19 protein-coding genes are annotated in these 22,038 nt (G+C 48.0%); 7 read left to right on the top strand and 12 right to left on the bottom strand.

The window, feature by feature from the left end; translation table 11 throughout:
* The 3 genes from Q5L94_RS05775 (at position 1) to pepQ (ending at position 2,555) form a co-directional block, all read left to right on the top strand.
* Positions 1-747: a DUF6776 family protein gene (locus Q5L94_RS05775; RefSeq protein WP_317497489.1), complete on the top strand. Its 747-nt coding sequence runs from the start codon at positions 1-3 to the stop codon at positions 745-747.
* Positions 748-803: 56 nt separating this feature from the next.
* Complete coding sequence (erpA, locus tag Q5L94_RS05770; protein WP_011235467.1) at positions 804-1,154, top strand: iron-sulfur cluster insertion protein ErpA; 351 nt, start codon at positions 804-806, stop codon at positions 1,152-1,154.
* 84 nt (positions 1,155-1,238) lie between these two features.
* The gene (pepQ, locus tag Q5L94_RS05765; RefSeq protein ID WP_317497488.1) at positions 1,239-2,555 is read left to right on the top strand and encodes a Xaa-Pro dipeptidase; all 1,317 of its coding nucleotides are present in this window, start codon (positions 1,239-1,241) and stop codon (positions 2,553-2,555) included.
* A gap of 5 nt (positions 2,556-2,560) precedes the next feature.
* Here pepQ and Q5L94_RS05760 read toward each other — a convergent pair whose 3' ends face one another.
* Together Q5L94_RS05760 and Q5L94_RS05755 are read right to left on the bottom strand one after the other, a co-directional pair.
* Positions 2,561-3,670, bottom strand: coding sequence for an anhydro-N-acetylmuramic acid kinase (locus Q5L94_RS05760; protein ID WP_317497487.1), 1,110 nt, complete (start codon positions 3,668-3,670; stop codon positions 2,561-2,563).
* A complete protein-coding gene (locus Q5L94_RS05755; RefSeq protein WP_411161932.1) occupies positions 3,670-4,962 on the bottom strand; it encodes an OapA family protein in 1,293 nt (430 codons plus the stop codon). The genes Q5L94_RS05760 and Q5L94_RS05755 overlap by 1 nt, the downstream gene beginning before the upstream one ends.
* A 235-nt stretch (positions 4,963-5,197) precedes the next feature.
* On the opposite strand from Q5L94_RS05755, the gene tyrS reads away from it, so the two are divergent.
* Positions 5,198-6,403 carry a tyrosine--tRNA ligase gene (tyrS, locus tag Q5L94_RS05750; protein WP_317497484.1) on the top strand — a complete coding sequence of 402 codons (1,206 nt, stop codon included), beginning with the start codon at positions 5,198-5,200 and terminating at the stop codon, positions 6,401-6,403.
* Positions 6,404-6,495: 92 nt separating this feature from the next.
* On the opposite strand, the gene Q5L94_RS05745 is transcribed toward tyrS, so the two are convergent.
* Genes Q5L94_RS05745 through Q5L94_RS05715 form a run of 7 tightly spaced genes read right to left on the bottom strand, consistent with a single transcriptional unit; the run spans position 6,496 to position 15,143 of the window.
* Entirely contained in the window at positions 6,496-8,496 is a 2,001-nt protein-coding gene (locus Q5L94_RS05745; RefSeq protein WP_317497483.1) for a methyl-accepting chemotaxis protein, read from the bottom strand.
* 33 nt (positions 8,497-8,529) lie between these two features.
* Positions 8,530-9,348, bottom strand: a complete 819-nt coding sequence (locus tag Q5L94_RS05740) for a symmetrical bis(5'-nucleosyl)-tetraphosphatase (RefSeq protein ID WP_317497481.1) — start codon at positions 9,346-9,348, stop codon at positions 8,530-8,532.
* A 2-nt stretch (positions 9,349-9,350) separates the two neighbouring features.
* Positions 9,351-9,725 (bottom strand): Co2+/Mg2+ efflux protein ApaG, encoded by a 375-nt coding sequence (gene apaG, locus Q5L94_RS05735; RefSeq protein ID WP_317497480.1) that lies wholly within the window; start codon positions 9,723-9,725, stop codon positions 9,351-9,353.
* Complete coding sequence (rsmA, locus tag Q5L94_RS05730) at positions 9,712-10,578, bottom strand: 16S rRNA (adenine(1518)-N(6)/adenine(1519)-N(6))-dimethyltransferase RsmA (protein ID WP_317497479.1); 867 nt, start codon at positions 10,576-10,578, stop codon at positions 9,712-9,714. The genes apaG and rsmA overlap by 14 nt, the downstream gene beginning before the upstream one ends.
* Complete coding sequence (gene pdxA / locus Q5L94_RS05725) at positions 10,571-11,563, bottom strand: 4-hydroxythreonine-4-phosphate dehydrogenase PdxA (RefSeq protein ID WP_317497478.1); 993 nt, start codon at positions 11,561-11,563, stop codon at positions 10,571-10,573. The genes rsmA and pdxA overlap by 8 nt, the downstream gene beginning before the upstream one ends.
* Positions 11,560-12,858, bottom strand: a complete 1,299-nt coding sequence (gene surA, locus Q5L94_RS05720; RefSeq protein WP_317497477.1) for a peptidylprolyl isomerase SurA — start codon at positions 12,856-12,858, stop codon at positions 11,560-11,562. Before surA ends, pdxA begins: the two co-directional genes overlap by 4 nt.
* Before the next feature lie 11 nt (positions 12,859-12,869).
* Complete coding sequence (locus tag Q5L94_RS05715; RefSeq protein ID WP_317497476.1) at positions 12,870-15,143, bottom strand: LPS-assembly protein LptD; 2,274 nt, start codon at positions 15,141-15,143, stop codon at positions 12,870-12,872.
* A gap of 137 nt (positions 15,144-15,280) precedes the next feature.
* Here Q5L94_RS05715 and Q5L94_RS05710 point away from each other — a divergent pair, with 137 nt between their 5' ends.
* From Q5L94_RS05710 to djlA, 3 genes are read left to right on the top strand one after another with little or no spacing between them, the layout of a single operon-like run.
* A complete protein-coding gene (locus Q5L94_RS05710; RefSeq protein ID WP_317497475.1) occupies positions 15,281-16,285 on the top strand; it encodes an aminoglycoside phosphotransferase family protein in 1,005 nt (334 codons plus the stop codon).
* Positions 16,282-16,959, top strand: a complete 678-nt coding sequence (gene murU, locus Q5L94_RS05705) for an N-acetylmuramate alpha-1-phosphate uridylyltransferase MurU (RefSeq protein ID WP_317497474.1) — start codon at positions 16,282-16,284, stop codon at positions 16,957-16,959. The genes Q5L94_RS05710 and murU overlap by 4 nt, the downstream gene beginning before the upstream one ends.
* A 1-nt stretch (position 16,960) precedes the next feature.
* Positions 16,961-17,791 (top strand): co-chaperone DjlA, encoded by an 831-nt coding sequence (gene djlA / locus Q5L94_RS05700; protein WP_317497473.1) that lies wholly within the window; start codon positions 16,961-16,963, stop codon positions 17,789-17,791.
* Positions 17,792-17,830: 39 nt separating this feature from the next.
* Here djlA and Q5L94_RS05695 read toward each other — a convergent pair whose 3' ends face one another.
* From Q5L94_RS05695 to rapA, 3 genes are read right to left on the bottom strand one after another with little or no spacing between them, the layout of a single operon-like run.
* Positions 17,831-18,616 carry a DUF3530 family protein gene (locus tag Q5L94_RS05695; RefSeq protein WP_317497472.1) on the bottom strand — a complete coding sequence of 262 codons (786 nt, stop codon included), beginning with the start codon at positions 18,614-18,616 and terminating at the stop codon, positions 17,831-17,833.
* Positions 18,617-18,660: 44 nt separating this feature from the next.
* Entirely contained in the window at positions 18,661-19,317 is a 657-nt protein-coding gene (rluA, locus tag Q5L94_RS05690; RefSeq protein WP_317497471.1) for a bifunctional tRNA pseudouridine(32) synthase/23S rRNA pseudouridine(746) synthase RluA, read from the bottom strand.
* Positions 19,317-21,977 carry an RNA polymerase-associated protein RapA gene (rapA, locus tag Q5L94_RS05685; RefSeq protein WP_317497470.1) on the bottom strand — a complete coding sequence of 887 codons (2,661 nt, stop codon included), beginning with the start codon at positions 21,975-21,977 and terminating at the stop codon, positions 19,317-19,319. Before rapA ends, rluA begins: the two co-directional genes overlap by 1 nt.
* Between the last annotated feature and the right edge of the window lie 61 nt (positions 21,978-22,038).

Here is a 22,038-nt window from a genome sequence, read left to right as displayed (position 1 = left end):
ATGAAGCCCTATTTTAACCTGAAATACTGGCAACAGCGCTGGGGATCCTTCCCGGTATTTGTGTTGTTGATCTGTGTTGCTGTTTTGGTTGTTTACCTGGCCTACTTAGCTGGTGTGTGGCATGCAAAGGCATTAAAAGAAGAAGTTTCGAAGCAGTCGCAGCAGTTGGAGGAGCTTTATCAGCGACTTGAGCAGATGGAGTATCAACGCCATGTGCTGCAAGTTGAGCTCGACATTGAGCGTTCGGCAAACCAAAGTTTGCAGGACGAGTTGAGCGCGTTACAGAATGATAATTATGGTTTGCGCCGTGACTTAGCGTTTTATCAAAAGATAATGGCGCCGGAGTTACAGGAAAGCGGCGTTACTATAGACTCCTTAACCGTTACTCAAAACCGTTCGGAAAATCATTTCCATTTCTCTCTGGCAGTTTTACAAATTGAGCAGCGTCGCAACTTTGTTCAGGGCAATGTAACAGTTGAACTGGTCGGCCGTATCGATGGCAAGAAAAAACGTTATGATTTACTGAAACTTGCTAATATAGCGCAAGACGATCGCAGTTTTTCTATGCGCTATTTTTCCTTGTACGAGGGCGACTTCTTTATGCCGGAAGGATTGGTTCCTGAACGGGTAGAGGTGAAAGTCAGAATTACCAAAGGCGGCAACGGCACGCTTGACCGAACCTTTTTCTGGAAAGAAATTAGTCGGGGGGATGCTAACCCCGGTGTGCGAAGTGACGGCGATACTTGACCAAAATACTCAGGTAAGAGAAAATAGCAGTAGAGTTCAACCAAGGTAGAGAAATCATGAGCAGTGCAGCAGAGCAGGCAATGCCGATTGAGTTCACTGAACAAGCGGCAAGCAAAGTGGGTAAGCTGATTGCTGAAGAAGAAAACCCAAACTTGAAGTTGCGTGTTTACGTAACCGGAGGCGGTTGTTCGGGCTTCCAATATGGCTTTACCTTTGATGAAAAGAAAAACCCGGGTGATATGGAAATAGAAAAAAACGGCGTCACCCTGCTGGTTGATCCAATGAGTTTACAATATTTAATGGGTGGCGTGGTCAGCTACGAGGAAGGGCTGCAGGGCTCACGCTTTTTTGTCGACAACCCTAATGCCACAACAACCTGTGGCTGTGGTTCCAGCTTTTCCGTTTAGGCTTTAGTTCCTTCCCTCGGGAACAGCTGAAATTTTTCGGCTTTTCCGCTAGAATAACCTCACAATTTTTTGTGAGGTTTTTTTATGAGCGCGTACGCAGAACACATCAAGACAGTTTGTAGCCGCTTTGATAAAGCGTTAGAAGACAACAATTTTGAATCGGTACTGGTTTACTCGGGCCAGCCACGAGTTGATTTTCTCGACGATAACGCGCCGCCGTACCGGGTTAATCCGCTATTTAAATATTGGGTTCCGGTCACAGAAAGCCCTAAAAGTGCCATTTTTTATCGCAAGGGCAGCCAACGGCCTACGGTTTACTTATTTCAGGCTCGGGACTTCTGGCATGCCCCGGTTAACGTGCCGGAAGAAGAATGGCAGCAGCACGTTGATTTAAAAATTATCGACGACTTAAGTATGCTGACTGAAGACTTAGGCAGCGATTTAGAGCAGTCCGTTTTTATTGGTGAAGACTTCGCTCAGCCAGTCAGTGACTGGAAAGTAAAAGCACGTAACCCGCAGGCATTGATTGATCATCTGCATTTCCACCGCTCAATAAAAACTCAATGGGAAGTGGACAATTTGCGCGAAGCCAACCGCTTAGCGGCAAAAGCCCATGTTGCAGCAAAAGAAGCTTTTTTTGCCGGTAAAAGCGAGCTGGAAATACACCATGCTTACCTGGGCGCTATCGATTTTCGTGAGTCACAGGTGCCTTACAATAGCATTGTTGCATTGAACAGCCATTCGGCAATTTTGCATTACGACGTATACGACACCGTTCCGCCTAAGCAAATTCGTTCGTTCTTAATTGATGCTGGCGCCCGCTACCGTGGTTATTGCTCTGATATAACCCGCTCATACGCTTATGAAGAGGGTTTCTATGCGGACTTGGTTGAAGCAATGAATAAAGCTCAGCAAGAGCTATTGAGTGAGATTAAGCCCGGTGTGAGCTATTACGACCTGCATGTATCTATGCATCTGAAAGTCGCGCAAATTTTAACTGACTTTGAGTTTATTAAAGGTGATGCGCAAAGCATTTACGACAAAGGTTACACCAGTGCCTTTATGCCGCACGGGTTAGGTCACTTTATCGGTTTGCAGGTACATGATGTTGGCGGCTTCTTGAAAGATGACAAAGGCAACAGCTACGAGCGCAGTGCGCGTCATCCGTTTTTACGTTTACTACGAGACATTGAAGTTGGCCACGTCTTCACTATTGAGCCGGGCTTATATGTGGTCGATCAGCTACTGGAAGAGCACAAAGACAGTGCAGACATTAACTGGGAGAAAGTTGATGAGCTGCGTCCATACGGCGGTGTGCGTATCGAAGACAGTATTGTCGTTGGAACTGATGGTAACGAAAACCTGACCCGGGACGCCTTCAAAGAGCTGGGTGCTGAATAACGCGGCTATTGATGTAGGACTTTAGCGCCTAAAACCACCGGGTGACTGGCTCCTGTAACTTCAGGCTGGTTACCCGGTTTTTTATGCTCGTAACACCAGCCTAACCAGGCAAAAGCGATTGCCTCAACCCATTGCGGGTCAACGCCTAAGCTTGCTGTAGTCTCGCATTGAATCGGCGCTAAGAGCTCAGTTAAGCGCTCCATCAATAATGGATTTCTGATGCCTCCACCACAAAAATAAGCCGTATCGGGCTGTTGTGGCAAGGTTGTCAGTGCATCTTTGATGCTAATAGCGGTAAGTTCGGTCAAAGTGCGCTGTACATCAGCCGGGGACATATCCTGCCCGGGCAATTGTTGTTGCAGCCATTTTAAGTTGAACTCCTCACGACCCGTACTTTTGGGAGCAGGCTTAGCAAAAAACGGATGCTGCAATAAACGCCTTAACAGGTCAGACTGAAGCTTGCCTGCACTCGCAAACTGGGCGTTCGCATCGAAGCTTTTATTTGAATTATTATACTGAACCCATTGGTCGAGCAGGGTGTTGGCTGGTCCTGTATCAAAGCCCAGTATGTTGCCGTTATGGCCAAGCCAGGTGACATTAGCAATACCACCTAAATTAATCACTGCAATGCTTTGATTCTCGCGGGCAAAAACTTGCTTATGAAAAGCAGGAACTAATGGAGCACCCTGGCCACCTGCTGCAATGTCTTTGCGACGAAAATCGTAAATAACATCAATGCCCGTACCCAAAGCCAACCGTGTAGGGTCGCCAATTTGACAGGTGTAGGCTGGTATTGAATTGGGTTTGTGTCGGACGGTTTGCCCGTGACTGGCAATAGCGGTAACTTTTTTTGCTGTTATATCGGCCTGTTCAAGAAGTTGGCGTACCACTTTGGTGCAAAGCTCGGAAAAAGCGATATCTAAGCTGGCCAGCTCATCTGCCTGCCAGGTATCAGTATGGCTTAAAGCCAGTAGGCCTGCGCGCAGTTCCGGGGGAAAGGACAGTGAATGATGAGCTTCAAGTTTAAGTGTGCCTTGCGCGTCTATCTGGACCAATGCCGCGTCAACCGCATCCATACTGGTGCCCGACATCAGTCCAATATAACGCTGAAACATTACTGCATCGCCAGGTAAACGCGTCTGTTGTCGTTTAGTATGGCCATGACTTGATCCGCGTGTTGGCGGAACGAAGGCAACTCTGATTCGCCCAGCGACTTAGCTTCCGGCAATTCCACTGTACGAGGGTTACGATGTACACCGTCTACGAGAAATTCATAGTGTAAGTGTGGCCCCGTTACCCGACCTGTAGCACCGACACGGCCAATAACTTGCCCCTGGTTAACACGGTCACCTTTTTTCACGTGTTTACGGCTAAGGTGCAAATACTTAGTCACATAGCGCTCACCGTGCTGAACAAAAATAAAGTTGCCGTTTAATGAGCTATAGCCTGCGGAAACAACTTTACCGTCACCGGATGACATTACTGGCGTGCCGGTAGACGCTGCATAATCTATACCGTTGTGCGGGCGCACCCGACCCGTAACAGGGTGCAGACGACGAGGATTAAAGCTTGAACTTATGTAAGTAAAGTTAACCGGTGAACGCAGGAAGGTTTTGCGCATGGCGCGACCGTTCGGCGTATAATATTGTCCATTGTCATGAAGAATGGCCTGGAAGTTCTCATCCCGGTTTACAAACTCTGCCGCTAAAATTTTGCCGTAGCCAACAAACTCGCCATCTACATAGTGCGTTTCATAAAGTACGCTAAATTCGTCGTTTTTACGCAGGTCTAAAGCAAAGTCGATATCCCAGCCAAAAATATTGGCAATGCGCATAATTTGGTTGTCAGTCAGACCCGAGTCGATACCGGCATTCCAGAAGCTAGAGTCAATAACAGCATGAGTAAATTCAGTACGAACTTCAACTTTTTTAGTTTCTATTTCAGCAACAAAGTTGTCGTTCTGGCGAGTAATAATAAGCGTTTCGGTATCGTTTATCTGGTGCGCTAGCTGCACCAGGTTACCGTCGCTGTCAGTTGCAAAGCGAAGCAAGTCGCCGGGATGAACTTTACGAAGGTATTTGGCTTCATCGCCGGACTCGGTAACGCGATACAGTTGCTGGGCACTAAAGCCTACTTTGCTAAATATTTTAGCTAAGCTGTCACCCGATTTAATCTGGTAGGTTTGCCACGTAAGCTCAGAGTTTTCGGTATTTTCATCTGTGCTGGGTTGCTCAAAAGCTAAATCGAGCTGATAACGTTTACCCGGCATTAGCTGCTCTGCTGAAGTACTGTTCTTAGATGCCGTCGCAGGTTCCGACGGAATGATAAGTAACAGCAAGAGGGCAACGCTGATCGCACTGATCAGAATTTTATGAAAATGCGGAAGTTCCATAAACATCCGCTGAATTTTGGTGACAGGTTTTAATGTCATATTTTAGCGCACTTCACTTTTTTATTGTGATTATCCAGTCAACATTTGTCAGCAAACAGGGGAGTTACCACACTTGTTTACGACCACGGAATAACCTTATGGTTTCGAGGATAATACGAAAAAAAGAAGAATACCAGATTATTGAGCTTAAAACAGTGGTAATAATGGCGTAAAATGGCTGGTTTATAAGTTTTTACAGTTGGAGATGAGGATGAAAACCGAAGTGGCGGAAGCTATTGCCGAGATTACTCGCGGTGCCGAAGAAGTTTTGCTCGAGCAGGAACTGGCTGAGAAGTTAGCCAGTGGTAAGCCGCTGATAGTGAAAGCTGGCTTTGACCCAACTGCACCCGATTTACACTTGGGCCACACTGTTTTAATTAATAAGCTGAGAGTATTTCAGGATTTTGGCCACAAAGTGGTTTTCCTGATAGGAGATTTCACCGGCATGATAGGTGACCCTACCGGCAAAAATGTCACCAGAAAGCCGCTGACCACCGAACAGGTTATTGCTAACGCTGAAACTTATAAAGAACAGGTTTTCAAAATTCTCGACCCGGCAAAAACCGAAATACGTTTTAACTCTGAATGGATGTCGAAAATGGGGGCGGCCGACATGATTAAACTGGCTGCACGGCAGACCGTAGCCCGTATGTTAGAACGTGATGACTTTAAAAAGCGCTATCAGAACAATCAATCGATAGCCATTCATGAATTTTTGTACCCGTTAGTTCAGGGCTGGGACTCGGTTGAATTAAAAGCCGACGTTGAGCTGGGCGGAACAGACCAGCGTTTTAACCTGCTAATGGGCCGTGAACTGCAAAAAGAAGAAGGCCAGCGCCCACAAACTGTCATTATGACACCGTTGCTGGAAGGGCTGGACGGTGTGCAGAAAATGTCGAAGTCATTAAACAACTACATTGGAATTACTGAACCGGCGAATGACATGTTTGGTAAAATCATGTCGGTGTCAGACGAGCTTATGTGGCGTTATTTCCAGTTACTCAGCTTCCGTTCCATTACCGAAATTGATGAATTAAAAGCCGCTGTAACCGACGGAAAAAATCCGCGCGATGTGAAAGTTTTGCTGGCAAAAGAGATAATTTCTCGTTTCCACTCGGAAGAGGATGCAGAGAAAGCCGAACAAGATTTTATTCGACGCTTCCAGAAAAACGCTTTACCGGACGACATACCGGAAAAGACGGTACAAGTTGGGACGGAGGGAATGGCAATAAGTAATGTGCTAAAAGAAGCGGGCTTGGTTGAATCCACCTCGGAAGCGTTAAGAATGATAAAACAAAATGCCGTTAAAGTGGATGGCGAGAAATTCAGTGACTCGCGTTACCTTTGCACAGAAAAGGATTCCGGAGTTTATCAGGTGGGTAAACGTCGCTTTGCTAAAATTAGTTTAACGGTATAAGAGCGGGAACTGTTGAGGTAATAAAGCCGTGAAATAATAAAAGGCGCCTTTCAAGGGCGCCTTTTTCGCCTCTACATCTTAGAGGTTTTATTTTAGACTCTGAAGCTCTTAATTGAGTCCTGAAGTTCATCGGCCAGCTTCGCGACTTCGTTAGAGGCCTGAGCCGTTTGTTTGGAACCAGAGGCTGTTTGTTCGGCAATGGAAACAATAGACTCGAGACGTTCACTGATGTCGTGCGCTGTACTGCTTTGCTCTTTCGCCGCATTGGCAATATGATTACTGCTGTCAGATGCCTGATGCACTGACTCAGTAATAGATTGAAGGGCCTGAGCTGCCTCATCGGACTGCTGCACACTGAGTTCAGCTTGCTCGCGGCCTTTATTCATTACGGTAACTGCTCGCTGAGAGTCATTCTGCAGGCTCTCAATCATGTCCTGAATTTCTTCAGTAGACTCTTGAGTGCGACTGGCCAGAGTACGAACCTCATCTGCGACAACCGCAAATCCTCGGCCTTGCTCACCGGCGCGAGCCGCTTCAATGGCTGCGTTTAGTGCAAGCAAGTTAGTCTGGTCGGCGATACCGCGAATAACATCCAGAATACCACCAATGTTTTTACTGTTTTCTGACAGCTGATCGATAACTTCTGATGCGCCCTTAATTTCTTTTGCCAGGCTTTCGATAGTCGCACGGTTCTTGTCTGAAATTTGACGAACGCGTTTTGCTTCATCATCTGAGTGCTGAATTTCGCTTAAGGCTTGGTCTGCACCGTCTGCCATTTCGCTGGCAGTACTGTTCATCTCCTGGGTTGCCGTGGCAACCTGCTCAATTTGACGACGTTGTTCGTCAATGGAGTTAGTTGTTTCGTCGGACACGTTGGACGACTGCTCAGCGGCTGTAGCTAACTGAGTTGCTCGGTTTGCAATACCTTCAATCAGCTTACGTAAATTACCGGTCAATTTATTGGTGTTTGAGGCGAGCTCGCCAAATTCGTCCTGAGCGTTATAGTCAACTCGCTCGGTTAAGTTACCATCCGCCATAATGTTCAGCATGTGGTTAACGCGTGACAATGGACGGCTGATACTACGTACCGTGTACCATGAAATAAGCACAGCCAGAGCAATAGAAATAATGGTGATGATGCTATTGAGCCAGCTACTGGTAGAAATAGAGTCTGTTACTGAAACACGAGTGTTGTCTGCTATTCCACGAACCGCAGCTTGCAGACGATCAGTCTCAGACATCAGTTTATTCAGTTGAATTTCTGATTTATCCAGGGAGTCTTTTGAGTCCACACGAAGCTGTTGGCGGCGAATGACATTATCCGGATAGGAGCCTGAACCCTGAAGGCTATCGAGCGCATCGCGAACTTTTGCAATTGCATCATCGACCATGGCTGCTGAGCCACCTGTTGCTTCGTTGTCTAAAGCTTTAAGGCGAGGGCGGATACTGTTAATGTTAATATCGATTTCGCTGCGAATGATTTGAGCACTGTCTAATTTATTCGCTTTGTTCAGGTCATACATTAAAGTGATGAGACTGGACAGTGACGATTCGATATTACTGGCTTCACGGGAGATCACTTCGTTGTTAGAGGCGTCCATCGTATCCAGCAGCATGATAGCAGCATCATCGATATTGAATGCAATTTCATCCAACTGCGAAGCCGTAACATTTTGCAATTCCAAGTATTCGCTGTGCTGATTAAAGAGGCGCTCTATCAGACTAATGTACTGGCGCGCGTCTTTCTCCAGCTCGTTAATCTGGCCGCTCTGACCGTTACCCTGAATAAGCTCCTTGAGTTTCTCAAGAGAGGAGAAAAGCAGCTCGTTAGATTCGTCGAACTCTTTTTTGTGAGCCTCAACCTGCTCTAAAGTTTCGTCGTAAAATGTTTCTAACTGAACTGTACCCAGCTCGAGAATATCAACTTTTATAGCCGAGACTTGATTCAGTGCCGGTACCGCTTCATCGTTGAGTTTATCAACCGATGAACCTATGCTGTTGATATTAAACAACGAGCTTAAGCTAATGATGAGTAACAGCAAAGTAATGATGGCAAAACCACCGATAACTCGCATGGCAACAGTAATTTTCATGTAACTTTCCTCAGCACTGCATAATTTTTGTTATCACTTTCCGGTTAAAGCCGGTTCGTGAAAGAAGGTTTTATTCTCAACGCTATATAACGTCATGTACTGGCTCCAGACACAGCCAGTATCCAGCGCTATCACATCCTCGCGCCGGGTCTCGCCCATTAGCGCAGCCCAATGCCCGAATAATACTCGATTATCGGATTCTGGCCAAAAGTTAAACCATGGCTTATACGAATCCTGCGACGAGCGTTCATATGGATTATCTTTTTGAGACAAATCCAGTTCACCTTTCGCGTTACAGTAACGCATTCGGGTAAACGCGTTCACTATAAAACGGTATCGGTCAAAACCTTGCAGACTTGAGTCCCATTTTATCGGGGAGTTGCCAAATAATTGCTGCATAAAGTTTTCAAACTCATTGCCAGTAAGAGTTTTTGTGACTTCCTGCGCGCATTGGCTGGCTTGCTCGATTGTCCACCATGGGTAAATACCGGCGTGAGCTATTACTGTATTCAGCCCGCTTAATTGATGCATCAAGGGTTGGTGGCGAAGCCACTCTAACCAGTCATAGCGGTCACTGTCTTCTAATAGCGCATTGAGTTTGTCTTTTGGGTTAGGCTGCCGGTAACCCAGCAACACTGCCATTAAGTTTAAATCGTGATTACCTAATACGGTGTGTACTGAGTTACTGTTTTCGTAGAAAAAGCGTAACGCATCGCGCGAGTCGGGGCCACGCGCGACAATATCACCGACACACCATAAAGAGTCGTTTGCAGGGTTAAAGCTAACCTGGGTAAGCAGAGCTTCAAGTTCGCGGAAGCAGCCCTGAATATCACCGACAACGTAATTGCTCATAATTAATGAATAATATTAGGGATGGCCAGACGGAACGATGGAATCGGCGCTTTAAACTGCGAGCCGTGTTCATCTATCATCAAGTAATGGCCTTCCATAGTGCCAATAGGCGTAGCCAGAACGGTGCCGCTGGTATAACTGAACGATTCACCGGCAGCGAGCTTAGGCTGTTGTCCTACAACGCCATCACCGGCCACCCGGGTAATCTTATTGTCGGCATCGGTAATGCGCCATTCGCGGGCAAGTAGCTGCACTACCTGGCTGGACTCATTGGTTATGGTGATGGTGTAAGAAAACACATATTGTCCGTCATCAGGGCTTGACTGCGCCGCTAAATATTGTGTTTTAACCTCTACTGTAATGTTACTGACTGTCATTCTTTTCCGCGTGTTTTGTGAGCGAGTGTTCAGTGAGCCAGTCGGATATCCTGCAGTAATCGTCTACAGAGAGTGTCTCCGGTCTTGCGCCCGGGTCAATGCCAAGGGCTTCGAGCTGCTCTGCAGGAACCAACTGTTTAAGGTTGTTTCTTATTGTTTTACGGCGTTGATTAAAGGCTGTCAAACATAAACTGTGCAGTTGCGCTTTATCTTTAACTGGATGAGGGCTTTCGGCGTAGGGTTCTAACCGAACTACCGACGACTCTACTTTCGGCGGCGGCGTAAACGCCGAAGGCGGAACAGCAACCACGGGAGTGACCTTGCAGGCTTGTTGCACGCCAACGCTGATTCGGCCGTAACTCTTTGAACCGGGCTCTGCTGCCAAGCGATCAACCACTTCTTTTTGCAGCATAAAGTGCATGTCTTTTATATCGGCGGCAAACTTTAACAGATGAAAAATGAGTGGCGTGGAAATGTTATAGGGCAGGTTGCCGAACACCCTTGCCGGACTCTCTTCGGCAAACTGGCTAAAGTCGATGCTTAACGCGTCAGCTTGAATCACTTCCAGTTTTGGACTTAAAAAAGGGTGATGCTGCAGTCGTTCAACCAGGTCACGGTCTATTTCGATAACTTTTAAATGTCCACTGCGATCTACTGTCGGTTCAGTTAATGCCGCTAACCCCGGGCCAATTTCAATCAGGTTTTCACCCGGTTGAGGGTTAATAGCATCAACAATTTGCTCAATAATGTATTCGTCATTCAGGAAGTTTTGGCCAAACCGTTTACGCGCCCGGTGACCCAAGTGGGTTTTACTTCCGCTTTGGTGCTTACTCCCACCTTGGTTTTTATTCATAATACGCTGCTCTTGCCATATCTATAGCGGTTTGCATTGCCAGGCGGCAACTACCGTCGTTAATCTTGCCAGATCCGGCCAACTCAAGCGCTGTACCATGATCAACAGAGGTTCGGATATAAGGTAACCCGAGTGTAATGTTTACCGCCTGACCGAAACCTTTATATTTTAATACCGGAAGGCCCTGATCGTGATACATAGCAACCACCGCACTGGCATCTTCAAGGTACTTTGGCTGAAAAATGGTATCTGCGGGGTACGGGCCGTGCAAGTTCATGCCCTGCTGTTTAAGTTGTTCCAGAGCAGGAGTAATAATCTCTATCTCTTCCCGGCCTAAATGACCCGATTCGCCCGCATGAGGGTTTAATCCGCAAACCAATATTTTGGGCGATGACTCGCCGAACTTCTTGGTCAGGTCGTTATGCAGTATGGTAATAATGTTGGTCAGACGCTCGGCCGTAACGGCTTTTGCCACGTACGCCAGCGGAATATGAGTCGTGACCAGAGCCACGCGCAGGCCTTCTGTGGCTAGCATCATAACCACATCGTTGCAGTTCGCTTCATGGGCTAAAAATTCAGTATGTCCTGAGAACGCCACGCCGGCTTGATTAATCACACCCTTATGTACAGGCCCTGTAACAATGGCATCAAACTCGCCTGAAAGATTACCGTCAGAGGCTCTTTTCAGGCAATCAACGACATAATGACCATTGGCAGTGCATAATTCGCCCGGAGTCACTTCGTCACACACCGGAATATGCTCTACCCAAAGGTGGCCTGGTTCATGTTGCGGTAGCTCTTCACCCTTTTTGTACTTGTGCAAAGTAATAGGAAGACCCAATTGCTCAGCACGTTGTTTTAATAAATTCTTATCTGCACAGACAACGACAGCAGCCAACCAGGGCTGCTGTGCTATTTTTATAATCAAATCCGGGCCAATACCTGCCGGCTCACCCGGTGTGAATACAAGGGTTGGTATACTCACTCAGCAACTCTTCTGATAAAGGCTTGGTCGCGAATTTCTTGCTGCCAGTTATCGAGCTCTTCCCGGAACTTACGGCTAAACAGCATTTGATATGCGCGTTCTTGCTTATTTTCTTCGGTTGCATCCAGCGTTCTGCGATCGGTCACTTCAACAATGTGCCAGCCAAACTGTGTGCTGAACGGTTCACTTATTGTGCCTTGTTCAATGTTTTCTACTTTTTGCTTGAACTCCGGCGCATATTTATCAGGACGAGCCCAGCCTAAATCGCCACCGCGAGAAGCTGAACCGGGGTCAGACGAGTGCTCGCGCGCCAGTTCTTCAAAGGTCTTCTCACCACTTGCTATTTGCTGACGATACTGAGCCAGCATTTCTTTTGCTTTGTTGTCCGACAAAATAACGGAAGGCTTGATCAGAATGTGACGTGCTTTAACTTCCTGAACTTCGACAGTCTGCTCTCCGCGCTTGTCCTGTACTTTCAAAATATGAAAGCCGATACCGCTGCGGATTGGGCCAACAACGTCACCTACAGACTTCCCATCTACAGCTTCAGCAAATAAGGTCGGCATACTGTTAACGGTCATCCAGCCCATGTCGCCGCCGTCAAGGGCGGCAGAACCTGAAGACGAACGTACCGCCAGGTCAGAAAAGTCGTTGCCTTTATCGAGTAAGCTCAGAACGGTGTTAGCACGCTCTTTGGCTTTTTCTAGCTCAGCCTGTGAGGAGTTTGAGTCAGCAGAAATCAGAATTTGTCCCAAACGGTACTCGGTCTGAACTTCCTGGTTACTGTCTATTAGTTTCACCAGGTTGTTAATTTCTTGCGGCGTAATAGACACGCGTTGCTGTACGGCGGCGCGCTGAACTTGCTGGATAACCAGTTCGTTACGAATATTTTCGCGGTAGGCCGCCCAACTCATACCGCTGCTGATCATATTTTCACGAAGTTCAGCGGTTGTCAGGTCTTGATTATTCGCAATTTCGTTAATGGCTTGCTCTAACTGATTGTCGTCAATTTCGATACCCATACGGTCAGCCATTTGCAACTGAATTTCCTGCAGAACCAGGCGCTCTATAGCCTGAGTTTCTAAAACTTCGTCTGAAGGTGCATTACTTGCGTTGAAGTTTTGACCGTTTTTAACCTGTTGGATAAGTTGGTCAATTTGGCTCTGCAGTACCACGCCGTCATCCACTACGACGACAACGCGATCCAGAATTTGCTGAGCCTGAACGGTGTTATTCAGCAAAAAAGACGATGCAATCAGCACAGCTGCTGAACAAAACGATGCAATTTTTTTCATTATACCTACCACTAGTTACTGAGATAAAAAGGACGGCGGTAACCGTACGTACTTTTCTCAAGCATGTTAATTAGACCACTGCTATCAGAAGCTAAACCGCTGATAATAAATTGTATACTAATGCCATTGTCAAATTGAGTTTCGCCGTTTATCTGAGTCGCACTAAAAGCGGGCTCAAGATCTCGGTTTATGCGTCTGTATGCGCTAACCCGTAATGCCCAGCAACAACTGCTGTATTGAACGCCCACCATAGCATCATTTAAACGATCATGTGTGAGATCGTAAAAGACATTTGATGCGACTTGCCAGCGTGAACTTGCCGACCAAACTGCCTGCGTTCCAACTTGTTCAATATCGTTGTTCAGAATGTTGGTTGCCGTGCGGTGACTGACCTGTATCAGATTTGATTCATCTTTACGGAACTCTACCGCGGTCTGACTCTTACGGGTGCTGTTAAGTTCCGTATCGTACTGAATTGAGCTGCGTATTGACCAGTTCTCATCAACGGCCCAGTTAATGTCGGCAACCCACTCGCTATTACTGGAGGTTGTGGTTTCTTCATCGCTGGTAAACAATTGTGTGCGACTGTCATTAATATTGTAAATTTGCCCAATACTGGCTCGCAGCACTTCGCGTTCATTTTGAGTGAATAAGCTGCTGCTGAGACCGTAAGTTATCTGATTAGCCTCGGCGATACGATCCAATCCCGAAAAGCGGCGGCTACGGAACAGTCCGTGGTAATCGTCCTGCAATAACGACGTATCGTAAATGCCGATGTTCTGTTGGTTTTCATAGGGCACGTACAAGTACTGAATTTGTGGTGATAGCGTTTGGCGATATTGGCTGTCGTCCAGTTCAATGGCTCGCTCCAGATGCAAACGGGCTCTTACCCGGACGCGGGGCAGTGTCCGTGAAACTTCTTCAGTAATATCGCTATCCGGGCTTTCTTGCCAATAGCGCGTATAGAGGTAAGACAGTTCTGCTTCTGTGTCAAAAGCCGGTTTTTCAAAACGGTACTGAATGCTCGGCTCTATGTGCGCGCGGGTCGCGTATTCGCGCGCCTGATCCTGATTCTGGAAGTAGGTTAGTTCGTTGTATAAGCTGGCGCTGAAGCCGGTGAAGTCGCCGGTATTATAGTCGATACTAAGCTGCGGCAATGTGCGGTAAGGGCTGCGGTAGTCACCAATAAGCTCGTAGTCTTCGGTGCGTAATTGTGCGGTCCAGTTTTGGTTCTCGTAATCCAGTTGAGCAACACGGTATAAATGAGTGTCGGCCCGGCCTGCAAAGTCACTACCAAAGTCATTCAGATAGTTGTCGTCACTAATTTCGGTCGCGTCCAGATAAAAACTCAAATTTTGGTTTATTTGTGCCGAATGCTGAACGTGCCAGAGGTAGCGTTTTTTATTTGCAATGCGGGTGTCGTCATTGCCTAAATATTCTAAATTGAACTGCCCTGCATTTTGCTCAAACAAATAGCGGTACTCGCCTTTCATCATGGTGCCGCGCTCAGACATATAAACAGGAGCTATTGTTGCATCCATATTGGGCGCAATATTAAAGTAGTAAGGTACTTCTACTTCAAAACCACTGTTTGATGATGAGTCAAACGTGGGGTAGAGCAAACCGGTTTTACGCGCGTCACTTAATGGAAAATTAAAATAGGGTAAGTAGAGTACCGGTATGTCAAATAGCTCAAACCGGGCATGCCAGGCTTCACCGAAGTCGCTGGTTTCATTTATCTCAATGCGCTCTGCGCGTAATTGCCAGGCGGGAGTTTCGCCCGGGCAGGTGGTGAAGCTTGAGTCTTGCAATAAAACTTCCTGCCGGGACAACGAAAGTAATTCTGCATGGCCGCGTGCGTTATGATTTCGCAGGCGGTAATAACTGTTGTAGAGTTTGGCCTCGTCGTCGTTTAAGTCCAGCGATAACGAATCACCGGTAACGCTTAAGTAACCGTCATTAAAAGTAATGCCGTCTGAGGCGAGAATTTCGCCTCGCTGCTGGTCTATCGTGGCTTTTGAAGTTGACAGCCATTGTCCGTTACGCTGAATGATGACGTTACCGGTAAAATACGCTTTTTCATTGGCGAGAATTTCTGCACTACGCGACTCAACGCCAATGGTTCCGGCGTCGGTTTTCTGCAACTGGACGGCAGCAATCGTATTGACAGTAGACTGAGCCACCGTACAAGTCATGTTTTGCGGTGCGTCTTGATTTTGTAAAGCCGCTAGCGCGCTGCCCGTAAAGGGCAGTAGCATTAGCGAAGTAATAAACCGTTGCAGCAATTTAATCTTCCGTCGTTGTTGTAAAATGCATTTATTCTGTTTTGCAGCGCGGGAGTATAATAAAGCAATTTTGTTTGTTTCGCTATTTGGTACACTGCTAGTTTTAAGGCTATGCAACAAATTTGGTGAGGGATATTTTGGAAGACAAACGAGAAGTGGCTCTGCAGGCTTGGTGTGAAGCCCAGACAGGTGTTTCACAGCCGACTTTAGAAGTTGTATCCGGTGATGCCAGTTTCCGTCGCTATTTTCGGGCAACAAATGGTCAGGAAAGCCTGATAGCGGTCGATTGCCCTCCCGAAAAAGAGCCAATGAAGCCTTTTCTAGCTGTTGCACAAGCGTATTCTGAAGCAGGGGTTACTGTGCCAGACGTTATTGCGGCAGATTTAGACCAGGGTTTTATGCTGCAATCCGATTTCGGCCAGATACTGTTGCTGAGTAAACTGCATCCGCGTAATGCCCGGCAATATTACCAGCAGGCACTCGCCGCGCTGCCTGACATTATGTCGGTACGCCGGACTGAGCAGGGCGAACTGCCGGCTTTCGATACCGCTTTGCTGGAACGCGAACTGTCGTTATTTAAAGACTGGTTATTGAGACAGCACCTGAATTTAGACTGGCATGCCGGGGACGATGAAATTTGGAACCAGTTTAGCCAGCAAATGATTGAGAACGCATTGCAGCAACCGCAGGTGGGAGTTCATCGCGACTTTCATTCACGCAACTTAATGCTGCTGGACGATGATCGTATCGGTATTATCGATTTTCAGGACGCGGTACTGGGGCCGGTGACCTATGATGCGGTGTCGTTGCTACGCGACTGCTATATTGAGTGGCCGCAAGAGTTGGTCAACGAATTGAGTGAAGGGTTAAGGCAACAACTGATTCAGTCTGACTGTTTAGCTGCGCAGGTTGGGCCGCAGCAGTGGCAACACTGGTTTGACTGGATGGGGCTGCAGCGTCACACCAAAGCCGCAGGTATTTTTGCCCGCTTGGCGCACCGGGATCGCAAGCCTGGCTATTTACAGGATGTGCCAAGAACTCTGGGTTATTTGCAGCGAGTAAGCGCTAACTACTCTCAGCTTTCAAACTATAACCGCTGGTTGCGTGAGCGCATTATCCCAGCCTGGAAGGACAACCTATGAGAGCGATGATTTTAGCTGCCGGACGGGGCAGTCGAATGCGCCCGTTAACGGATAATCAACCAAAGCCTTTGTTACCCGTGGCGGGCAAACCATTGCTAGGTTACCACCTGGAAAAGCTGGCAAATGCAGGTGTTAATGAGGTGGTTATTAATCACGCCTGGCATGGTGAGCAAATTGAAGACTTTGTCGGGGACGGCAGCCAGTGGGGTCTGCAGGTTTCATTTTCTGCGGAACCTGAGGGTGGACTTGAAACCGCAGGCGGTATTATTAAAGCTTTGCCTTTACTCGGAGATGACCCGTTTTGGGTTATTAATGGTGATATCTGGACAGACTGGGATTACCGAGATTTACCAACGGACCTGAAGAAAGGGCTGCTGGGACATTTAATTATGGTAGATAATCCGATTCATCATTCAAATGGTGACTTTGCTATTGAAAACGAATTGTTGGTTAATGGGCAAAATGAGAATGATGCCCGTAAAACTTTTTCCGGTGTAGGCCTGTACCGCAAAGAACTTCTGGCGCCATACCCTGAAGGGAAGCAACCATTAAAGCCGTTTTTTGACAGGGCAATAGATAAAAAGCAACTGGCAGCAAGCCATCTGGGTGGATTTTGGACAGACGTAGGTACGCCGGAGCGCCTGCATCAACTTAACCAGCGGTTGGAGAAATAACATGGTTTGGGGAAAAGTAGTCGGCGCGTTGGCTGGCTTTGCGTTTATGAAATGGCCAGGGGCTATTCTAGGTGCGCTAATTGGTCACTGGTTTGACAGGGGAATGGCTCAGGACTTTTCTCAAAAAGGTGCCTGGGGGCGCTTTTTGTATGGGGCAGAGCAAGCTGCCGGAGACGCCAATTTTATTTACACACTGTTTGCGGTAATGGGGCACGTTGCCAAGGCAAAAGGAAAAGTTACCACTAACGACATTTCTCAGGCGCAGGAGCTAATGCGCCGTTTGAATTTAAATACAGACGCCACCCGCGAAGCCCAGGAAGCTTTTCGCGAAGGGAAAGAACCGACGTTTCCTTTGCAACAAGTCATGAAGGATTTTAGTGCCTCCTTTTACGGTAACCGCGACGTTCTTCAGTTGTTTATGGAGCAGTTAATTGGCCTGGCGTTAAATGACGGCATTTTGGAAAAGTCAGAGCATGAAGTTTTGGTTAACGTGGCTAAACATCTTGGCTTTACTCGTTTTCAGCTGGACCAATGGTTGATGATGGAAAAAGCGGCGTTTCGTTTTCATCAGCATCGTCGGCAGCAGCATCAGCAACAGAGAAAAACCACCAGCCAGGACGAAATAAACAATGCTTACGAAGTGCTTGGCGTCACAGCTCAAAACAGTAACGCCGAAATTAAGAAAGCGTACCGTAAACTAATGGCCCGGCATCATCCAGACAAGCTGGCTTCTAAGGGGTTACCGGAAGAGGTAATGAAACAGGCTCAGCAACGTGCTCAGGACATTCAGGCAGCTTATGAGAAAATCAAAGAAAAGCGCGACATTCGTTAGAACAACGGGTGTTAAAAAGTAATGATAAAACTGAATAGATTAGAAGCCGTGAAATTCCAGCCAGCCTTTTATGGTCGAGATTAATTCACTTTGCCCGGTGTTACCGGAATTAACCAGCTGACGCTGGCGGTATGCTGGGTGCTGGTATTTACTCGCCAGTTTTTTTCGCAAAGCCCAGTGTTCACTCACCCAGCGATTACTCTCTGCGCTGCGAATATCAAGAACCGGCAACTGCGACTGACTGATGCGATCGGCAAGAGCGCGGTTATACTGGAACTGCGGTACATAGGCATTAACCAGTACAATGGCATCGGGCATTATTGAGGGCTCGCTTTCCAGCAGACGCAGGGTGATGTCAGCGGTAATTCCTTCCACGACCCATACCGAAAAGCCCGGGCGATCCAGTGTCTCGTCCAGCAGCAGAGTCATGCGCTGCTGTAAGGCATTAACTGGTGGCGTAAATACCTCTTCGTCCGCAGCCTCAGGGAAATGCGTTGTCGTAGCAGGTGTCTGCAAATTGTCTGTGCGTATGTCATGGTCAGGCGGGGTTAAAGCCCAGGTGGTCCAGCCAAAATCCGGTGCGTTTTCATAAATCGGACGAATATAAAAAGACTGCAGTGGATGGTAGTACCAATCTGGTAAAAGCACCATTTGTCCGCGTTCAAAGGCCTGTAAGTATTCTTTTTTTAACGCCAAATAGCGCTCGTCGTCATCTCCGGTCAACCAATGGAGTTGGTCTTGCGGCAAATAACGTTCTAGGTCGTCCTGGCTTACTGCGGGGCTGATAAAAACAACCATCAGTAGCATTAATAGATAGCGCTTCATGAAGCTTGTATCGGCTGAAGCGGCGCTAGCTTGAGTGCAAAGTATTAAAACGGAACCGGGCTATGAAAGGCTATAGGCTGTTCAGTTTGTGGGTGTGTTACGCAAAGGTCTTCAGCGTGCAGCAATAAGCGCTCAGCGGCAGAGAATGCTTCGCTGTGCGCATAAAATTTATCGCCTAGTATCGGGCAGCCAATGGCCTGCATATGAACTCTAAGCTGATGTGAGCGTCCGGTATGAGGTGTCAGCTCAACGAGGCTGCAACCGTTGTCAAAATTCGTCACCCGATAGAAGGTCGTGCTGGGTTTACCGGTGAAAAAGTCCATGTGCTGGCGCGGGCGGTTGGGCCAGTCGCAGGACAACGGCAACTCTATTTCTCCTTGTGCCGCGGGTGGTTTACCCCAAACCCGGGCAATATACCTTTTACGAGTTGTGCGATTCTGAAATTGCCGGTTTAGGTGGCTTTGCGCGGCTTTGGTTTTTGCCAGTAAAAGAACTCCGGAAGTTGCCATATCCAGCCGGTGGACCACTCTTATTTCCGGATGTACGCGCTGTACTCGGGTATAAATCGAGTCTTTATGCTCTGGTCGCTTCCCTGGAACACTGAGTAGCCCGCTTTGTTTATCAACCACCAACAACTGGTTGTCCTCATAAATAACCTGAAGAAATGGCGTTGTCGGCGGCTGATAATGGAGCAGAGTCATTAATGGTTATTCACCAGAATACGAACTGCCTGAAGCGATAACTGCGGGCTTTTCAGAGCCGCCGTAATTTGTTCTTCGCGCCAGTTTATAGCCTCTATTTCACTGCTGCGTACCGAGGGGTTTTTCTTCTGTAACTCGAGCAGGCGCGTACGTTCGTGTTGCAATGCAGCCAGTGCAGTTTTCTTCACCTCACCCAGTTGCTTTTGCTGCCACTCGCGAGCCTGTTGCTGGCCAGACTGAATAATTTTTTGTGCCGGGTCACGTAACTGACGCAATATCTGCCGTGCGGTTTTCTTGTCAATAAAGCTGGATTGTTGGTCCAGCAGCTCGCGCGACACTTTAGCGGACAGCTCCTGCCCCTGACCATTAAACAGCAGGCGTAAACTTTGTAATGGGCAGAACTCCTGTAACGCCGCGGCTTTAGGTGCCGGTACTATGCTGGCAAAATCCAGCTCGAGGAACCAACTGCCGGCCGGAATCGCCGGGTTCTTGAGCTCAGCAACGCAGGTGCTGCCAAAGTCATCCGCAGTCAGCAGTTCAAGCGCTGCCTGCACCATGGGATGATCCCAGCTAAGGAAGTCAGTATCTTCAAAGTTCAGTGCGGTGACTCTGTCAAAGGTTATGGTAATGCCATCATCCGGCAGTCCCGGCAGACTGCCGACCCGCATATGCTCGCCAGGGCGAATAAACCAGCGCTCTTCATCCAGCACTTCGTTATTCACACCAAAGCGGTCAAAGAAGGCAATCATAAAGTCGGCCAGGGTGTCGGTATCGCTGTCGCTATCAATTTGCTCTATAATTTTTTCAGCGGCTTCAGGACGACAGGCGTTTAGTGCCTGTAACTTGTCCTGCCCTTCACGGTTGCGCTCCAGCCAGATTTTGTGCAGTTCTTTCGTCTGCTCCAGGAGCTCGTCACTGAGTGGCTTTTGCTCAGCAATAGCCTGCTCAATGTCCGTGCCAAAAGCATCGTACAGTTTACGACCTATCGCATTACACTGAGAGAAAGCGTTCATACCCTGCTCGTACCAGGGTAGCAATATAGCTTCTGGCGAACCTTTGCAGTAAGGCAGATAAATATCAATATTCTGCTGCTGACCAATGCGGTCTAGGCGGCCAATGCGTTGCTCCAGTAAGTCCGGGTTGCTCGGCAAGTCGAATAAAATAAGTTGGTGTACAAACTGGAAGTTGCGGCCTTCACTGCCAATTTCTGAGCACAGCAGAATAGGGCTACCGTCTTCTTCGCTGGCAAAAAAGGCGGCAGAACGGTCTCGTTCGGTCAGCGTCATGCCCTCATGGAAGGTTGCCGCCTGCACGCCCGCCAATACCCGCAGGGCTTCGGATAAATCCAGAACCTGCTCTGCCGTTTTGCATATCAGCAGTGCTTTTTCCGAGCGGTTTTGTTTAATGTGATTCAATAGCCAGTCAATGCGCGGATCTTCCATCCACCAGGGCATGTCTTCATCGGGTTCGCATTCATCCAGTTTTACCGGATGAAAATGGCGTTCAGGAAAGCCGCCAATATCGGCCCGGCGGTTACGGAACATAACGCGGCCGGTACCATGTTTATCCAACAGATCGTCGAGTTCTGCCGGGTCAGTAACTGATTCGGCCTGTTCTGCTAATTCTTTGTACTGGGTTTGCTCTTTCTGGAAACTGGCAAAGTCAGAGAACCTGTCCGGGTCCAGCAGCTGCAGTCGCTGGAAGTGGCCTTCGGCACCTTCTTGCTCCGGGGTTGCCGTTAACAGCAACAAGCCGGGCACCGCTTCACAAAGGTTTTTAACCGCACTAAATTCCGGCGCCTCTGGCTGTAAATGGTGTGCTTCGTCAATAATCAGCAGATCGAATTCCGCTTCAAGCAACGCCTGACTCCAGCGCGACTCGTGCATAAAGCGGCTACTGATAATAATGTGCTGTTCAGTCAAAAACGGATTTTCACTGTCGGCTTCCGCTTGTTCGCAACGCTCATCATCAAACAGGGTAAAGTTCAGCGCAAAGCGGCGGCGTAACTCAATCAGCCACTGATGCATTAACGATTCCGGTACCACAATTAACACTCTCTGCGAGCGGCCGGTATTCAGGCGGCGCTTGATGATCATGCCGGCTTCAATGGTTTTTCCTAAGCCCACTTCATCGGCTAAAAGCACTCGTGGGTGGTAACGGTCGGCAACGGTTTTTGCAATATACAACTGGTGCGGCAGCAAATGAGTACGAACACCTAATAAACCCGCAACCTCGCTGGCCTGATGATGCGCCAGATGTTCACTGGCTTCGCAGCGCAACTGATACATATCCAGGCGGTCGGCCTGACCAGCCAGTAAACGAGTCAACGCGGGGTTACTGTCCACCTGATGCGATAACTGGGTTTCCGGAACCACTACCGACTCCTGACTGTCATCGCGTAAACCATGGTAGGTCACAATGCCCTGCGACTCTGTCAACTCCTGAATTGTGAAGCTCCAGCCTTCGGCGTGTTTACCCTGTTGCTGTACCTGAAGCTGATAACGGGCAAGAGGGGCTTCCTGAGCAGAGTACAGCCGCACTTCACCGGTTGCTGGGAACATCACGGTTAAGTGACGACCTTCAGCTTGGGTGATCATGCCTAGCCCTAATTCGGTTTCAGTTTCACTAAGGTAACGTTGTCCAACTCTAAACTCGCTCACTACACACTCCCGCGCGCCATTTTCCAAGGCCGCAATGGTACTTAATTCGCTCGCCAATTCC

It is taken from the genome of Idiomarina sp. Sol25 (assembly GCF_033052775.1).
Taxonomy (GTDB): domain Bacteria; phylum Pseudomonadota; class Gammaproteobacteria; order Enterobacterales; family Alteromonadaceae; genus Idiomarina.
Note: the sequence above shows the minus strand (reverse complement) of the source record. Positions and strands in the feature narration are given on the sequence as shown.

Excerpts from the sequence above, each read along its gene's own strand:
- surA (WP_317497477.1), bottom strand. The coding sequence starts at position 12,858 with ATGAAAAAAATTGCATCGTTTTGTTCAGCAGCTGTGCTGATTGCATCG.
- Q5L94_RS05760 (WP_317497487.1), bottom strand. The coding sequence starts at position 3,670 with ATGTTTCAGCGTTATATTGGACTGATGTCGGGCACCAGTATGGATGCG.
- Q5L94_RS05695 (WP_317497472.1), bottom strand. The coding sequence starts at position 18,616 with ATGAAGCGCTATCTATTAATGCTACTGATGGTTGTTTTTATCAGCCCC.
- erpA (WP_011235467.1), top strand. The coding sequence starts at position 804 with ATGAGCAGTGCAGCAGAGCAGGCAATGCCGATTGAGTTCACTGAACAA.
- Q5L94_RS05775 (WP_317497489.1), top strand. The coding sequence starts at position 1 with ATGAAGCCCTATTTTAACCTGAAATACTGGCAACAGCGCTGGGGATCC.
- Q5L94_RS05745 (WP_317497483.1), bottom strand. The coding sequence starts at position 8,496 with ATGAAAATTACTGTTGCCATGCGAGTTATCGGTGGTTTTGCCATCATT.
- rsmA (WP_317497479.1), bottom strand. The coding sequence starts at position 10,578 with ATGAATAAAAACCAAGGTGGGAGTAAGCACCAAAGCGGAAGTAAAACC.
- apaG (WP_317497480.1), bottom strand. The coding sequence starts at position 9,725 with ATGACAGTCAGTAACATTACAGTAGAGGTTAAAACACAATATTTAGCG.
- murU (WP_317497474.1), top strand. The coding sequence starts at position 16,282 with ATGAGAGCGATGATTTTAGCTGCCGGACGGGGCAGTCGAATGCGCCCG.
- tyrS (WP_317497484.1), top strand. The coding sequence starts at position 5,198 with ATGAAAACCGAAGTGGCGGAAGCTATTGCCGAGATTACTCGCGGTGCC.
- rluA (WP_317497471.1), bottom strand. The coding sequence starts at position 19,317 with ATGACTCTGCTCCATTATCAGCCGCCGACAACGCCATTTCTTCAGGTT.
- djlA (WP_317497473.1), top strand. The coding sequence starts at position 16,961 with ATGGTTTGGGGAAAAGTAGTCGGCGCGTTGGCTGGCTTTGCGTTTATG.
- pepQ (WP_317497488.1), top strand. The coding sequence starts at position 1,239 with ATGAGCGCGTACGCAGAACACATCAAGACAGTTTGTAGCCGCTTTGAT.
- Q5L94_RS05740 (WP_317497481.1), bottom strand. The coding sequence starts at position 9,348 with ATGAGCAATTACGTTGTCGGTGATATTCAGGGCTGCTTCCGCGAACTT.